At 69.8% G+C, this 16229-nt stretch carries 12 protein-coding genes; 1 reads left to right on the top strand and 11 read right to left on the bottom strand.

Annotated elements, in window-relative coordinates; all coding sequences use genetic code 11:
- Positions 1-21: 21 nt before the first annotated feature.
- The 9 genes from folE to dacB all read right to left on the bottom strand — a co-directional run bounded on the left by folE (position 22) and on the right by dacB (position 12711).
- Complete coding sequence (folE, locus tag DDV73_RS06520; RefSeq protein WP_109506441.1) at positions 22-636, bottom strand: GTP cyclohydrolase I FolE; 615 nt, start codon at positions 634-636, stop codon at positions 22-24.
- Positions 633-2681: an ATP-dependent zinc metalloprotease FtsH gene (ftsH, locus tag DDV73_RS06515; protein WP_109506440.1), complete on the bottom strand. Its 2049-nt coding sequence runs from the start codon at positions 2679-2681 to the stop codon at positions 633-635. The genes folE and ftsH overlap by 4 nt, the downstream gene beginning before the upstream one ends.
- 89 nt (positions 2682-2770) lie before the next feature.
- Entirely contained in the window at positions 2771-3211 is a 441-nt protein-coding gene (locus tag DDV73_RS06510) for a TA system VapC family ribonuclease toxin (RefSeq protein ID WP_276310095.1), read from the bottom strand.
- A 13-nt stretch (positions 3212-3224) separates the two neighbouring features.
- Positions 3225-3446, bottom strand: coding sequence for a DUF2191 domain-containing protein (locus tag DDV73_RS06505; RefSeq protein ID WP_109506439.1), 222 nt, complete (start codon positions 3444-3446; stop codon positions 3225-3227).
- A gap of 39 nt (positions 3447-3485) precedes the next feature.
- Entirely contained in the window at positions 3486-4037 is a 552-nt protein-coding gene (gene hpt, locus DDV73_RS06500) for a hypoxanthine phosphoribosyltransferase (protein WP_109506438.1), read from the bottom strand.
- 37 nt (positions 4038-4074) lie between these two features.
- Entirely contained in the window at positions 4075-8922 is a 4848-nt protein-coding gene (locus DDV73_RS06495; RefSeq protein WP_154402631.1) for a phospholipase A2, read from the bottom strand.
- Positions 8923-9033: 111 nt separating this feature from the next.
- Positions 9034-10011 carry a tRNA lysidine(34) synthetase TilS gene (gene tilS / locus DDV73_RS06490; protein WP_109506436.1) on the bottom strand — a complete coding sequence of 326 codons (978 nt, stop codon included), beginning with the start codon at positions 10009-10011 and terminating at the stop codon, positions 9034-9036.
- A 4-nt stretch (positions 10012-10015) separates the two neighbouring features.
- Entirely contained in the window at positions 10016-11059 is a 1044-nt protein-coding gene (locus tag DDV73_RS06485) for a zinc-dependent metalloprotease (RefSeq protein WP_240617154.1), read from the bottom strand.
- Between the two features lie 44 nt (positions 11060-11103).
- Positions 11104-12711, bottom strand: coding sequence for a D-alanyl-D-alanine carboxypeptidase/D-alanyl-D-alanine endopeptidase (dacB, locus tag DDV73_RS06480; protein ID WP_109506435.1), 1608 nt, complete (start codon positions 12709-12711; stop codon positions 11104-11106).
- Between the two features lie 160 nt (positions 12712-12871).
- Here dacB and DDV73_RS06475 point away from each other — a divergent pair, with 160 nt between their 5' ends.
- Entirely contained in the window at positions 12872-13387 is a 516-nt protein-coding gene (locus tag DDV73_RS06475; RefSeq protein WP_476703541.1) for an inorganic diphosphatase, read from the top strand.
- A gap of 121 nt (positions 13388-13508) precedes the next feature.
- Here DDV73_RS06475 and DDV73_RS06470 read toward each other — a convergent pair whose 3' ends face one another.
- Positions 13509-14171 (bottom strand): class I SAM-dependent methyltransferase, encoded by a 663-nt coding sequence (locus DDV73_RS06470; RefSeq protein ID WP_161962303.1) that lies wholly within the window; start codon positions 14169-14171, stop codon positions 13509-13511.
- On the bottom strand, positions 14168-16138 hold the full coding sequence (locus tag DDV73_RS06465; RefSeq protein WP_109506433.1) for an acyl-CoA dehydrogenase family protein: 1971 nt from the start codon (positions 16136-16138) through the stop codon (positions 14168-14170). Before DDV73_RS06465 ends, DDV73_RS06470 begins: the two co-directional genes overlap by 4 nt.
- Between the last annotated feature and the right edge of the window lie 91 nt (positions 16139-16229).

The raw sequence follows: 16229 nt of genomic DNA, 5'->3' as shown, positions 1-16229 counted from the left end.
GGCTGAGTCGCCGGTTGGACGCTAGTGGTTGCGGTGGATCAGCGCCATCGCCTCGGCCCGGGTGGCGGCGTGGTGCATCTGCCCGCGCACGGCCGAGGTGATGGTGCGGGCGCCGGCCTTGCGGACCCCGCGCATGGTCATGCAGAGGTGCTCGGCCTCGATCACGACGATCACGCCGCGGGCATCGAGCAGTTCCATCATCGCGTCCGCAACCTGGGTGGTGAGCCGCTCTTGGACCTGCGGCCGCTTGGCGTACAGGTCGACCAGCCGGGCCAGCTTCGACAGCCCGGTGATCTTGCCGGACTCGGCCGGGATGTAGCCGACATGGGCGACGCCGGTGAACGGCACCAGGTGGTGCTCGCACATCGACCACAGCTCGATGTCGCGCACCAGCACCATCTCGTCGTGACCGATGTCGAAGGTGGTGGTGAGCACCTCCTCCGGCCGCATCCGCATGCCGGCGGTGAGCTCGGCGTACGCCCGCGCCACTCGGCGCGGGGTGTCCCGCAGTCCCTCGCGGTTGGGGTCCTCACCGATCGCGGCCAGCAGCTCGCGCACCGCCGCCTCGGCACGCTGCTCGTCGTACTCCGGCACGTCCTCCGGCCGGACGTCCGGCAGCCGGATCGGGTCGGTCATCGCACCTCTGGCGCGACGCCGCCCAGGCTCGGGTCGCCGTGGACGTCGCCGCCCGGGCCTGGTGGGGTGACGATCACGCCGCCCTCCGGCTTGTCGAGGTCGAGGCCCGGCTCGGCGCCGTTCTGCTCGCGCAGGCTCCGGGCCACCTCGACCGGCGGGATGCTGGACGGGCTGCGGTCCGGCGAACCGGTCCACGCGGGCCGCTCCGGACGGCGCCGCAGCGCCTCGAAGATCTCCGCGACCTCCGCCTTGTCGAGCGTCTCCTTCTCCATCAGCGCGGTGACCAGGGTGTCGAGGACGTCGCGGTTCTCCTCGAGGATGTCGAAGGCCTCCTGGTGGGCGGTGGCGAGGAACTTCTTGGTCTCCTCGTCGACGATCGCGGCAACGCTCTCGGAGTAGTTGCGCTCGTGGCCGATGTCGCGGCCCAGGAACGGCTCGGAATTTTCCTCGCCCAGCTTGATCGCGCCCAACCGCTCGGTCATGCCGTACTGGGTGACCATCGCCCGGGCCAGCTTGGTGGCCTTCTCGATGTCGTTGCCGGCGCCTGTGGTCGGGTCGTGGAAGACCATCTCCTCGGCCGCGCGGCCGCCCATCATGTAGGCGAGCTTGTCGAGCATCTCGCTTCGGGTCTGGCTGTACTTGTCCTCATCGGGCAGCACCATCGTGTAGCCCAGCGCCCGGCCGCGCGGCAGGATCGTGACCTTGTGGACCGGGTCGCTGCCGGGCAGCGCCGCGGCGACCAGGGCGTGGCCGCCCTCGTGGTACGCCGTGATGAGCTTCTCCTTCTCGCTCATCAGGCGGGTCCGCCGCTGCGGGCCGGCGATCACCCGGTCGATGGCCTCGTCGAGGGCATCGGCGCCGATCAGCTTCTGGTTGAGCCGCGCGGTCAGCAGCGCGGCCTCGTTGAGGACGTTCGCCAGGTCGGCGCCGGTGAAGCCCGGCGTACGCCGCGCGACGCTCTTGAGGTCGATGCCCGGCGCCATCGGCTTGCCGCGCGAGTGGACCTGGAGGATCTTGTGGCGGCCGGACAGGTCGGGCGCGTCCACGCCGATCTGCCGGTCGAAGCGGCCCGGGCGCAGCAGCGCCGGGTCGAGTACGTCGGGACGGTTGGTCGCGGCGATCAGGATCACGCCGCCGCGCACGTCGAAGCCGTCCATCTCGACCAGCAGCTGGTTGAGGGTCTGCTCGCGCTCGTCGTGGCCACCGCCCATGCCGGCGCCGCGGTGTCGGCCGACGGCGTCGATCTCGTCGATGAAGACGATCGCCGGGGCGTTCTCCTTGGCCTGCTCGAACAGGTCGCGCACCCGGGAGGCACCGACGCCGACGAACATCTCGACGAAGTCCGAGCCGGAGATCGAGTAGAACGGCACGCCCGCCTCACCCGCGACCGCGCGGGCGAGCAGCGTCTTGCCGGTGCCGGGCGGGCCGTACAGCAGCACGCCCTTCGGGATCTTGGCGCCGACCGCCTGGAACTTCGCGGGCTCCTGCAGGAACTCCTTGATCTCGCCGAGCTCCTCGATCGCCTCGTCGCAGCCCGCGACGTCGGCGAAGGTCGTCTTCGGCATGTCCTTGGTGATCAGCTTGGCGCGCGACTTCGCGAACTGCATGACGCCACGGCCTCCGCCGCCCTGCACCTGGTTCATCAGGAACAGGAAGAGCAGGATGATCAGCGCGAACGGCAGCAGCGTGAGCAGCAGCGAGCCGAGCAGGCTGGGCTTGGCGATCTCGGTCTTGAACTTGTCGATCGCACCCGCCTCGACCTGCGCGTTGACCTTGTTGATCAGGTCGCGCTGCTGGCCGCCCACCCACTTGGTGGTCACCTTGTCGCCGTCCTTGCGGACGCCGTCGTCAAGGGTCGCCTTGATCTCCTGCTCACGGTCGACGAACGTGATCTCCTTGACCTCGCCCTTGGCGATGTACTCCTCCATCTGGGACATGTCGACCTCGTCGTACCCGCCGTTGGGGGCGAGGTACTGGAGGGCGAGGAGCACGCCGACGACGGCGATCACGATCCACAGCCAGGGACCCTTGAATATGCGCTTCACAGGCTTCTCTCAACAGGACGGCTCCCGCCGTCATCACGGCAGGTGTATGAGGTAACGACGGTACATGTCGCCACCCAAGAGACATTGTGTCACTCGGTGACCGAGGCCAGGCGCGGCCGTGCGGATATGACGTGGACGTTGCCCTGATCCGCTGGTGCGAGGCACTCCTGGATGCGGCGATCGAAGGTGGCAAGTACGGCGCCCGATCCCGCCGCAAGATTGACGAGGTGAAGGTCGGTCACCTGCTTGTGGCCGACCAGGCCGGCCAGATCGATGTCGGGCTCGGCCAAGGTGCTCGCATCCGGGAGAAAGCCTGCGCGCGGCTGCCGGCGCAGCTCGGCGATGACCTGAAGGGCGTCGGCGCGGGTCAGCTTCCGGCCGGTGACCGCGGGGTTGAGCAGCATGCGCGTCAGTCCCGACTCGGTGATCGGTGTCGTCGCCCACGAGTCGGCCGACTCCAGCCAACGATGGCTCTCGGCATGGTGAAGGTGGCTCTCGTTGGTCAGTGCGACCAGCACGTTGACGTCCAACAGAAACGTGGTCTCAGATGTCGTCAAGTGCTTCCTCGACCATCTCGTCGGTGATCACATGCCCGGCCACTCGCGGCAGGACCGGGAACCCGCCGGCTGGCCTGACAACGCTCTCCTGGTCGATCCCTCGGAGGGCAAGCTCCGAGACCGCCTGACCCAGAGACACCTTCCGCGCGCGGGCATGCGCCCGGGCCACGGCGAGGACCCGGTCGTCCAACTCAAGTGTCGTGCGCATGCGACCAGCCTAGCATCACCGCATCACGACATCACCGCGTCAGGAGTAGATGTGAGGGGCGAGGGTGCCGACCGAGCGCAGGTTGCGGTAGCGCTCCTTGTAGTCGAGGCCGTAGCCGACCACGAACTCGTTGGGGATGTCCCAGCCGACGTACTTCACTGACACCGGCATCGTCTGCGCCTCCGGCTTGCGGAACAGTGTCGCGATCTCGACGCTGGCCGGCCGCCGGCTCGCCAGGTTGGAGACCAGCCAGCTCAGGGTCAGCCCGGTGTCGATGATCTCGTCCACGATGAGTACGTCGCGGCCGGAGATGTCTGTGTCGAGGTCCTTGAGGATCCGGACCACGCCGCTCGACTTGGTGCCGGAGCCGTAGCTGCTGACCGCCATCCAGTCCATCTCGACATGACGGTCCAGCGCTCGGGCCAGGTCGGCCATCACCATCACCGCGCCCTTGAGGACGCCGACGATGAGCAGCTCCCGTCCCTCGTAGTCCCGCTCGATCTGGCGAGCCAGCTCCTGGATCTTCGCCTGGATCTCCTCCTCGGTGAACAGGATGTTGACGAGGTCCTTCTCGACACTGGCCGTATCCATGGCGTCAGGATGTCACACGGATCTGCCCTGTCCCCGCTCAGTCCTCCCATGCGTCCTGCCCGAACGCGCGCACCCCGTCGTAGAACAGGTGGGCCCAACGAAAACAGCTGCGGTCGCTACCCCAAATCTCCTCGCACTCCCGCTTCATATCAAAAAGTTGGGTGTAGTCGATACGGGCCCGCGCATTTTCACCGTTGACGCCGGCGCGGGCGTGGTTGCCGTACCCGAAGTCGTGCCGGATGCAGGGAAAGTAGAAGTCGTACGGGCTATCCCCGATGAGAGTCCACCAGGGAGTCGAGCACCCGTCGTTCGACCAGTCCCACGGGTACCAGGGATCGGGTGGGGCAAGCCTTTGTTCCCCGAACTTGGCCCAACTGGCGTCAGTCGCTGCGGTGAGGGAGTAGTACATCGCCGCCAACGAGGTTGGCCGCCGGACCGTCACCGTATTCGAGTAGGCGACTCCGGAGGGATTCTCGGCGCGCACCCGGAACTCATGGGCCTGTTTGCTCCGCAGGGACTCGAACGTGACCGTCTCGTCGTAAGGGCTCCCGCCGGGCGTCGCCATCGACCACCTGCCGGGAACGACGGTGCGCCAACTGGTGCCCTCCTTGGTCTGCACGGTGAACGTCAGCTTGGTGCTGTACGGCGCGGACCACCGCAGGCCGATGTAGCGGTCGTCGTTGGTCACACGCAGATCCGATACCTCTGGGGGTGGCGGCATGGGCGTGGCACTGACGGTGTTCGAGTAGCCGCTCTGGCCAGCCGCGTTCGCCGCCGTCACCCGGTACTGGTACGTGTACGTGTCCACGACCGACCGATGCACGAACGAGGTGCCGGTGACCGGCTTCGGGTGGTAGTACCAGCTGGAGCTGCCCTCCGGCTTGAAGTAGACCCAGTAGTACGCGCCCGGTATCGCCCCGGCCGACCAGTCCAGCGAGACCTTGCTGTAGCCGGCCGTCGCCTTGAGCTCGACCGGGGTCGACGGGATCGGCAGGAACGGCTTGGCGGTGACGGTGTTGGAGTAGCCGCTCTGACCGCCCAGGTTGGCGGCGGTCACCTTGAACTCGTAGTTGAAGCCGTTGTACAGCGGCCTCGCCACGAAGCTGGTCCCGTAGACCGGCTTGCTGAAGTAGTACCACTGTGAGTGGCCCTGTGGCCGGTAGTAGACCCAGTAGTACACGTTCGAGGTCGGGCTCGCGGTCCACGACATGCTGACCTGGCCGTTGCCCGCCGTGGCGTGCAGGCCCGACGGTGCGGCCGGCGCAGGCGGGCGCGGCGTGGCGCTGACGATCGCCGACGGTGAGCTCTCTCCCGCCAGGTTGAGCGCGGTCACGCGGAACTCGTACCGGTGCCCGTTCTCCAGCCCCGACACGGTGCGCCACCACTCGTCGCGCGCCGACCCGTACTGTCGCCACGTCGTCTGGCCGGCCGAGGCGTCCCGGTAGTAGACCCGGTAGCTGTTGGCGCCGGAGGTCTGGTTCCAGCCGAGCCCGACCTTGTGGTCGTCACCGATCGCCTCCAGCCCGGTGGGGGCGGCCGGTTTGGGCGGCAGCGGCTTCGCCGACACGATGCCGCTTGGCGCGCTGTTGCCGGAGGCGTTCGTCGCGGCCACCCGGAACTCGTACCGGTGCCCGTTGGTCAGCGGCTTCACGGTGACGCTGGTGTCCGACGACGGCAGCTCGAGCCGCCGGAACGGGTCACCTTCGACGGTGTCGCGGTAGTAGACCCAGTACATGACGTTCGGGGTCGGGCTGGCCTGCCAGCTCAGCTGCACCTGCGCGTTCCCGGCGTCCGCGGTCAGCCCGCTCGGCGGCTGCGGCAGCCCGCCCTTCGAGGTCACCTGCACGGTCGACGACGCCGGACCTTCACCGCCGGGTCCCTCCGCGCTGACCTTGAACTCGTAGACGTGGTTGTGGACAAGTGGGCCGATCGTGGCGGTCGGGTCGCTGGCCGGCAGCGCCGACTTGGTGAACCCGACCTGGTCCGCGGTCACGTCGCGCCGGTAGACCCAGTACAGGTCCCGGTCCGAGGTCGGCCGCCAGGAGAGTACGACGGACCCGTCACCCGCCGTCTCGCCCTCGAGTCCGGTAGGTGCGGCAGGCAGCGCGTAGTCGACGGTCGCCCGGACCGGGGCGGCGGTCGGCCCATCACCGGCCAGGTTCGTCGCCGCGACCGTGAACTCGTAGATGTGGCCGTGGGTCAGGCCCTCGACGGCGAAGCTCGTGTTCTCCGCCGGGTACTCGAGCTTGGTGAAGCCGGTCTGCCCGGCGGTCACGTCACGCCGGTAGATCCAGTAAAAGTAGCTGCCCGTCGGGCCGGTCCACTGCAGGTCGACCGAGCCGTCGGCGCGAGCCTGCGCGGTCAGGCCGGTCACCTGAACCGGCTTGGGCGGCATCGGCCTGGCCTGTACGGCCGCGCTCTGCGCGCCTTCGCCGCCGGCGTTGATCGCGCTGACCTTGAACTCGTACGTGTGCCCGTTCGCGAGGAGGCCCGCGGTAAACGAGGATCCGGATGTCACCGGATACTCCAGCCGCAGGAACTCAGTGTCGCCGGCCGTCACGTCACGCTGGTAGATCCAGTACCAGGCGTCCGGCCCGCTGGACGTCCAGGACAACGCCACCTCGCCATCGCCCGGCACCGCCGACAGCCCGGTCGGCGCGGCCGGTGCGGTGACCCGCGCGGTCGCCCGAGCGGTCGCGCTCTGCGGGCCTTCGCCACCCTGGTTGATGGCGGCGACGGTGAACTCGTACACGTGGCCGTCCAGGAAGCCGCCCAGCTCCGCCGCCGTACCGTCGGTGACCGGGAGTTCCAGCCGAACCAGCTCGGTCTCACCAGCCGTGACATCACGCTGGTACACCCAGAAGTACAGGCCTTCGCCGGTGCCGTCCCAGTCCAGGTCGATCGAGCCGTCGGTGCCGGCGGTCGCGACCAGCCCGGTCGGCGCCAGCGGCTTGTCGACCCAGGCCGTCGCTCGGACCGTCGTACTCTGCGGGCCCTCGCCGCCGGCATTGACCGCCGCGACCCGGAACTCGTACTCGTGACCGTCCTCGTAGCCGCCCAGGTCGGCCGACGTGCCCTCGGTCACCGGGTACTCAAGGCGCTTCAGCTCGGTCTCGCCCGCGGTGATGTCACGCTGGTACACCCAGTACCACGCGTTCGCCTCCGGCTGCTGCCAGGTGAGGGCAATGCCGCCCGCGCGGTCCGGGGTCGCCTGCAGGCTCGTCGGCGCGCCGGGCTTGTCGTAGCGCGACGTGAGCCGGATCGGTGCGCTGGTGAGACCCTCCCCCGCGCCGTTGGACGCGGCGACCTTGAACTCGTGCTCCTGCGCATCGCCGAGGTCCGAGACGGTCAGTGTCCGCGCGCCGGGGTCCGGGTTGTACACCAAGGAGAACGCGGTCTCTCCGATGCTGACGTTGCGCCGGTAGACCACGAAGTGCGAGGGAACGTCGGGTGCGTCCCAAGACAGGTCGACGCTGCCGTCTCCGTTCACCACGCCACGCAGGTTCGTTGGCGCGGGGGGCGGCGCCACGTCGACGGTCACCGTCCTCGTCGCACTCGGTTGGCTCTCCCCGGCGGCGTTCACCGCCACCACGCGGAACTCGTACAGGTGACCGTCGGTGAGGAACCCATACGAAGCCGACGGCTCCTCAAAGACCTTGCCGTCCCGGGCGAAGTGGGTCTGGCCGGCGGTGACATCCCGCTGGTACACGCGATAGGAGTCCGCCCCGCTCACCGGTGTCCAGCTGAGGTCGACCGGACTGGCATTGCCCTTGATGGTGAGCCCGGACGGCGCCGCGGGTACGGCGCCCGGCGCGGGCGGCGGCCAGGCGACCTCGACGAACCGCGGCCGGTAGATGCGGACGTCGGCCAGGTTCTGCTCATGGCTGAACGCGTTGGAGTTGTAGGAGAGCAGCAGCTTCCCGGCGGCGGCGAGCTCGGGGTGGGTGCGTACGTCGTACACGTACCGTCCCTGGGCCGCCGAAGCTTCCGGCGCATCGAGGAGGTACCGCGGAGCAGCGAACGGGCCCGTCGGCGCCGGCGCGGTGTGGGCCATGACCGAGGGGCCGAAGCCGACGTTGGTGTCGTGGGTGGTCAGCACGTACTGCCCGTTGATCTTGTCCACCGAGTACGCCGTACCGACGCCGCTGAGCAACCGGGTTGCCGCCGGCTCCGAGGCGGACCACGTCGAGCCGGTCCAGAACTCCCAGCTGCCGGCGAGCGACGCGTCGACTCTGGCCAGCTTCGCGAACTTCATAGCACCGGCGTCCTCGGTCCCGTAGACGTAGGTGTACCCGCCGTCCTCGAGTACGGCGGAACCCCAGGTCGTCGTGGCGCCGACCGGCAGCTGCTGAATGCCCGAGACCGTCAGCGACGGCAGGTCGAACGTCACGAGCGCGGTGCCGACGAGGCTGATGTCCATCCACGCCGAGCTGTTGCGCTTGTACCGGTTGTAGAACACCTTGAGCTTGCCGCCAGTGACCGTGCCGTCGCCGACCCAGTAGAACTCGCCGGACTCGGTCGCCTCCACGAGCGCCTTCGGCGCTGTTGTGGTGCCGCCGTGCCGCGTCGGCCCGAGGGTGCTCCCGCTCTGCACGACCAGGGTGTTGTTGACCATCGGTGTGCTCGCGGGCCGCGAGTGGTCCGGGTTGACGGTGCCGAGGAAGGTGTCGGAGAACAGCCAGGCGATCCGGCCGTCCGGCAGCGGCACCGACGTCGTACTGTCGCCGCCGGTCCAGTGCCCGCCCTCGTCTCCGTAGGCGTTCCACAGCGAGTTGAGCTGCGCCGACGACATCGACGTCTCGGCGACCGCCGGCCCACTGGGCACCCCCACGAGCAACGGGAGGAACAGTGCCAACAACAGGGTGAATCTGGTTCGTACGTGCATGCTGCTGCCCTCGACCGTCTGGCCTCGCGTGAAGTGGTGGGAGCGAGGCGTGGTGAAGCAGGACGATACAGATCCGATCTGACAAAGATCTGACAACGTTTCGCGGCGGGGTCAGCTCCCGGACGACCGCAGGAAGCCGAGGACAATGCCCTTGCGGACGAAGCGGATGCCGCCGGGGAGGTCGATGCCCTTCTGGCCGTGCCAGTCGGTGATCAGGCGGTCCATGCCGACGACGTGCTCGTGGAACAGGTCGGACGCCGGGGACCCGGCAGCAAGGGCGGCGAGGCGGAGGACGCGGGTGCGGATCGGCGCGGGGAGCTCGGCGAGTACGGCGGCCGAGAGGCCCTGCTCCTGGGCGTTCTTGAACTCGGCCTCGGCGACGCCGTCGAGGTACTCCATGTCGGCGCGCAGCAGGTCTGCCGTCCGCGCGAGCGACACGGCCACCCCGGGCCCGAGCTCGGTCTCCAGTAGCGGCAGAACCTGGTGCCGGACCCGCACGCGGGTGAAGGCGGGGTCGTCGTTGTGGGGGTCGTCCCACGGCACGATGCCCTCCGCCTCACAGGCAGCGGCCGTGTCGGCGCGGGAGACGTCGAGCAGCGGTCGCCGGTAGCGGCCGAAGGCGCGGCGCATGCCGGCGATCGAGCGGCCGCCCGAGCCGCGCGCGAGTCCCATCAGCACCGTCTCGGCCTGGTCGTCGCGGGTGTGCCCGAGCAGGATCACGCCGGCATCGACGCGCTCGGCCATCTCCTCGAGTACGGCGTACCGCGCCTGCCGCGCCGCTGCCTCGGGGCCGAGGCCACCGCCGTCGACGTGCACCGAGACGCTGATCGTCTCGGTCGCGCCCAGCTCGGCCATCTGGTGTACGACGCGCTCGGCGTGCTCGGTGGAGCCCTCCTGCAGGCCGTGGTCGACGGTGGCGCCGACGATCCGCAGCGACTCCTTGCGGCCCTCGAAGACCGCGGCCGACAGCAGCGCGAGCGAGTCGGTCCCGCCGGAGCAGGCCACCAGGACCGACGAGCCGGGCTCGACGCCGTCGAGAGCGGCCCGGACCGCGCGGCGTACGGCGGCGACGGCGGGGTCCAGACTCATCCGGCTACCCGTGGACCCGGCGGACCCAGCCCTCTGGGTCCGTGATCTCGGCCTTGGACGGCAGGTTGCCGGGCTCGGCCCAGACGGCGTTGAAGCCGTCGTGCCCGACCTGGCCGGTGACCGCGCGGACGAAGGCGGCGCCGTCGCGGTACTGCGCCATCTTGGCGTCCAGGCCGAGCAGCCGGCGCAGAATCCGGTCGAGGGTGCCGACGCCCTTGCGGCGGCGCGTGAACTTGCTGCGGATCTCCTTGACGCTCGGGATCACCTGCGGGCCGACGCCGTCCATCACCACGTCGGCGTGGCCCTCGAGCAGCGACATCACGCCGGTGATCCGCTCGATCGCGGCCCGCTGCTCCGGCGTACTCATCAGCTCCATCAGGCTGCCCCGGCCGGCGCCCTCACGGAGCGCCTCGGAGACCCGCTTGAGCCCTTCGTCGAGCAGCGAGGACGGCTCGAAGCCGCTGACCAGGTTGGTCATCTCGGCGTACAGGTGGTCGCGCATCCACGGCACCGCGGTGAACTGGACCCGGTGGGTCTCTTCGTGGAGGCAGACCCAGAGCCGGAAGTCGGTCGGGTCGGCCTGCAGCTCGCGCTCGACGTGCACGATGTTCGGGGCGACCAGCAGCAGCCGGCCGGCCGGGTCGAAGAAAGGGTCGAACTGGCCGAGCACCCGCGATCCCAGGAAGCCGAGCAGCGCCCCGACCTCGGCTCCGGTCACCCGCGAGCCGACCTTCTGGGCGAGCGGGCCGGGCTGGTTCTTCTTCTCCGCGAGCTTGGCGACCAACGGCTCCAGGATCGTGGCGAAGCCGTCGGCGTTGGCCTGCACCCATCCGCGGCGGTCCACGACCAGCACCGGCGCGGTCTTCTCGGCGGCGACCAGACCGGTGTACTCCCGCACCAGGCCGGTCGAGCGGTCCGCCCCAGCGCGCAGCTCGGCGACCGCCTCGGCCGCCTGCTCGTTCGACACCTCCGGCCCGTCGCCGGCGATGCGCGAGCCGACGCCGACGGCGAAGTCCCAGTCGACCATGGTGAGCGCGCTGTTCGTCATGCGGAGGAGCCTACGTGGGCGTGGGTGAGCCCGGTGTCCTCGATTCAGGGCGTATCAGTGGGTGACTCGCTCGGAGACCCCGTGGGCGTCTCGGACGGCGTCTCGGCTGCCGTCGGCGTCTCCGTGCAGTGGCAGCCGGCGAGGGCGGCGGCCATCTTGTCGATCGTGTCGCGCGCGTCCAGGGCGTCGGCGACGGCGACCTGGTCCGCGATCGCCACGAAGGACAGCAGGGTGCCGTCCTTGTCGGTGACCACACCCGCAAGACCGTGTACGCCGGCAGCGGACAGGGTGCCGGTCTTCGCACGGACCAGCCCGCGCCCTTCCGGGGCGCCGCTGTCGAAGCGGTCGGTCAGCGAGCCGGTGAAGCCGGCGACCGGCATGCCGGTGATCAGCGACCGGAGCTCGGGGTGGGACTCGCTGGCGGCTACCCGCAGCACCGCCAGCAGGGTCGCGGTCGTGAGCCGGTTCTTCCGGGACAGGCCGCTGCCGTCGTACACCTTCTCCTTCGCGGAGAGCGTCACGCCGAGGTCCTGCAGCACCGCGACCACGCCCTTGCTGCCGCCGGCGAAGGAGCCCTCGCCGATCTCGGCGATGCCGACGTGGTGGGCAAGGACCTCCGCGGCCTCGTTGTCGCTGACGTCGAGCAGCCGCTCGACGATCTGCAGCACCGGCGCGCTCTCGACGGTGCCGAGCTTGGCTGCGCTCGGTGGCGCCGCCTGCTTGGTCGGCGCGCCCACGACCTTGACGCCGGCGGCCGCCAGCTCCTGCGCGAACACATCCGCGGCGTACGCCGACGGGTCGGCCACCCGGCCCAGGCCGGACGCTGGCTCGCCGTTGTCGACCCAGAGCGCGGTGATCGGCGAGACGATCGCGTCCGCGATGTAGTCCGGCTGCCACTGCGGGCTCGCGGTCGGGCCGGTGAACAGGGTGTCGTCGTAGGCCAGCTTCACCGACCGCCGGCCCTGCTTGACCAGCTTGGCAGCAACCTTCTTGGCGAGTGTGCGAACATCGGCCCGCCTCGGGTAGGTCAGGTCGCGCACCTCCGGCGGCAACGGCTTGGACGCGAGGAACGGGTCGCCGCCGCCGACCAGCACGATCTGCTGCGGGCTGCGGCCAGCAACCACCGAGGTCTCGAACGTGCGGTCCGGGCCCAGCGCGGCCAGCGCGGCGGCGCTGGTGACGAGCTTCATCGTGGACGCCGGGGTGGCCAGCTCGTCGGCGGTGCCGAAGACCGGCGTACCGCCGCCCAGCTCGGCCACCGCGACCGCGACGTGCTTGCCGAGGTCGTTGTCGCCGAGGTACGGCGCCAGCGCCTCTCGGACCAGCGCGGGATCGGCGGGGCCGCCATCGAGGACCGGCTCGGCCACCGGCGAGGCCGGGACGAGATCGGGGAGGTCGAGGCCTTCCGGCGGGTCGACGGCGGCCGGGTGGCATGACGATCGCGAAGCGATCGACTTGCCACCCGGAGCTCCGCAGGCGTTGACGGCGTCGTCGCCCTTCCAGCCCAGCCAGCGCGGGCCGAGCTCGTAGCGGTGCGCCGCAAACGCGCCGCCCACCAGCGCCAGGACCAGCAGCGTCGGCAACCAGTACCCGAAGAACCGGGCGGCCAGGCTCGGCCGCCGGCGCTCCTCGCTGCCCGTCGCGTCAGTCACGCAGGCACCCTACTGGCTTGCTGGTTGTGGCTCCGGTCACGAGAACGGGCGGTGTCCGGCTGCCGGTCGTCTTGCGTTGCGGTGCATCGCCGAGACTTCTGTACGCCGCGCGGCCACTTGGTGCGGCCAACGATTCCCGAGAAGTTCGATGGAGCTGACTGTGACTGAGCCTGCCGCCGAGGTGCTGGAGTTCGACGTACTCGTGGAGATCCCGAAGGGGTCGCGCAACAAGTACGAGGTCGACCACGAGACCGGCCGGATCTACCTCGACCGGCAGCTGTTCACCTCGACCCAGTACCCCGAGGACTACGGCTACATCACCGACACGCTCGGCCTGGACGGCGACCCGCTCGACGCGCTCGTGATTCTGCAGGAGCCGACCTTCCCCGGCTGCCACATCAAGTGCCGCGCGATCGGCATGTTCCGGATGACCGACGAGGCCGGCGGCGACGACAAGGTCCTCTGCGTCCCGACGCATGACCCGCGGCTGGCGCACCTGCAGGACATCTCCGACGTCTCCGAGTTCGACCGCCTCGAGATCCAGCACTTCTTCGAGGTCTACAAGGACCTCGAGCCCGGCAAGTCCGTCGAAGGCGCCAACTGGGTCGGCCGCGAGGACGCCATCGCCGAGGTCAAGGCGTCCTTCGAGCGGCTGAAGGTCAACGGCGGTCACTGAACGGCTGACGCGGGGTGGCGGAATCCCCGGCCGACCGGGTATTCCTGACCTTGTTGGGCGTTGCAACGGCCCACAACGTCAGGGAGTGCCTGACAACCCCGTCCGATTTGGCCGGCTCTGCTCAGCGACGGGTCCCGCGGAAGTAGGCGAGGGCGCCGCTGCGGTCGATGGTGACGTGGCCGAGGCCGGCTTCGGCGAGCCAGGCGGTGAGCTCGCCGTAGGTGAGGCCGGGGCCGAGGACGTTGGCGGCGCGGCCGATCGGCCCGATCGGGGCGTAGCGCAGTCCGGACCGGTTGAGCAGCGTGCTGCCGGTGAGTACGCCGCCGGGCCGGAGCACCCGGACGATCTCGGCGATCGCGCGGTGCGGGTCGGGGAAGCAGTGCAGACCGGTGAAGGAGACCACCAGGTCGAACTCACCGTCGGCGAAGGGCAGGTCTCCGACATCGGCGATCTGCGGCTTGACCTGGTCGGCGACATCGCGATCCCGAGCAGCCGCAAGAGTCCGGTCCAGCATCGCCTGGGCGATGTCGCCGGCGACGTACTCGACGCCCTGCCCGGGCCGCAGCCCACGCAGCGCTACCCCACCGCCGCACGGGATGTCGAGGATCCGGGAACCGGCCGGCTGCCGGCCGATCTCCGCGGCAGCGTCGTACAGCAGGCGCAGCTCGCTGCCGATCCCGGCCCGCCACAGCACTCCGCCGACCCGCTCGTGCTCGACGGTCCAGTCGTAGAACCGCGCCCAGAGCGGATCGGAGTTCCAGCCGCCGAAGCCAGGGACGTTCACGAGGTCTCCAGCAGCTCGACCTGCAGCAGCTCCTCCGGTACGCCGAACGCGTCGGCGAGGTCGACCGCGAGCGGGCGGACCTTGCGGCACAGGTCCATCACCTCGCGGGTGATCGCCTTCGCCCGCTGGCTGCTGAGCCGGCCGTGCTCCATGAACCAGCCGCGATCGGCCTCGATCACCGACAGCGCGTACAGGTCGCACAGCAGCCCGAGGGCGACCTTGTTGTCGCCGTCCTCGGTCTTGGCCACCTTCGCCACGAACGCCTCCAGCACCAGCCGCTCGACGTGCGCCCGGGCCGCGCCGATCACATGGTCCTGGACCCGGGAGAAGACCGCGCCGGGCTTCATCCCGTCGTCGACGCCGCGCTTGAGCCGCCGGGCGACCCCGGCCAGCATGTGCTCCTCGCGGTAGCGCAGCATCGCCAGCTGGTAGTTGGAGTCGAGCAGCCCGGCCTCCTGGTCCCAGTCGTCGCCGCCGGGCAGCAGGTCCTTCACCCGCTCGAACAGCTTGTGCACGCTGGTCCGCTCGATCACGGTCTCCACGGCCAGCTCGGCGACGAAGCGGACCATGCCGAGCTGGTCGAGATCGGAGAACTCCGAGGAGTAGTCGGTGAGCAGCCCCTTCGCGACCAGCTGCAGCAGCACGTGGTTGTCGCCCTCGAACGTCGTGAAGACGTCGGTGTCGGCCTTGAGCGCCGCGAACCTGTTGGCCGAGAGGTAGCCCGCGCCACCGCACGCCTCGCGGCACTCCTGGATGGTCCGGGTCGCGTGCCAGGAGCCGAGTGCCTTGGTGCCGGCCGCCCGCGACTCCAGGGCACGGCGGTCGCGCTCCTCGGTGGTGACGCCGGAGAGGACGTCGTGCAGCTGGCCGGCCACGATCTCCTGGGCGAAGTGGAGTGCGTAGGTGCGGGCGAGCAGCGGCAGCAGCCGGCGCTGGTGCATGCCGTAGTCGAGCAGCAGCTGCTCCTCCTCGCCGTCCCCCTCCTCGGCGCCGGTCTCGAACTGGCGCCGCCGCTCGGCGTACCGCAGCGCGATCGTCAAGGCGACCTTAGCGGCGTTGATGCCGGCGCCGCCCACGCTCACCCGGCCCTGCACGAGGGTGCCGAGCATCGTGAAGAAGCGCCGGTTGGGGTTCTCGATCTCGGAGGTGTAGACGCCGTCCGCGGTCACGTCGGCGAACCGGTTGAGCAGCGCCTCGCGCGGCACCCGCACCCCGTCGAACCAGATCCGTCCGTTGTCGACGCCGCTGAGGCCCATCTTGTGGCCGCAGTCCTCGATCCGTACGCCGGGCAGCGGCTCGCCGTCCTTCCCCAAGCCCTTCTTACGAAGCGGCACCACGAAGGCATGCACACCTTCCGACGCAGCCTCCGGCGCCGGCAGCAGCTGCGCGAACACCACGGCGAGCTCGGCGTGCCGGGCGGCGTTGCCGATGTAGTCCTTGCGCGCGCTCCGGTCCGGAGTCGTGATCACGAACTCCTGGGTGGCCGCGTCGTACGTCGCGGTCGTCCCGAGCGCCTGGACGTTGGAGCCGTGCCCGGTCTCGGTCATCGCGAAGCAGCCCATCAGCCTGCCGCTGATGAGGTCGGAGAGGTACGCCGCGTGGTGCCGCTCGCTGCCCAGCTGCAGGATCGCGCCGCCGAACAGGCCGAACTGCACGCCGAACTTCACCAGCGCCGACAGGTCACCGAAGGCCAGTGTCTCGAAGGCCGCGATCGACGCGCCGACGTCGCCACCGCCGCCGTACTCCTTCGGGAAGCCGTACCCGGTCAGGCCCGCGTCGGCCGCCTCGACGACCAGGTCGCGCACCCGCTCCCGGAACTCGTCTCGGCCCATCGTCTGCTCATCGACGACGATGCCGGCGTGCTGCGCGAGGTGCTTGCGGACGGTGTCGCGGACGGCGGCGTACTCGCCGTCGAGCAACGTGGTCAGGGCTGGTACGTCGACAGTGGGCTGCACGTAGTCGGCCATTGGTAGTCAGGGGCGCGGTGCCATTGCTGGCCCGTTTCCCCATTCCCCTTTCAATCCGTGCGTGCGGTTTTCCCGCACACGGCTTACCGAT

The sequence above is a fragment of the Nocardioides speluncae genome, from assembly GCF_003121585.1.
Lineage (GTDB): Bacteria > Actinomycetota > Actinomycetes > Propionibacteriales > Nocardioidaceae > Nocardioides > Nocardioides speluncae.
The sequence above is the reverse complement of the archived record's forward strand: the minus strand, read 5'-3'. Positions and strand labels throughout refer to the sequence as shown.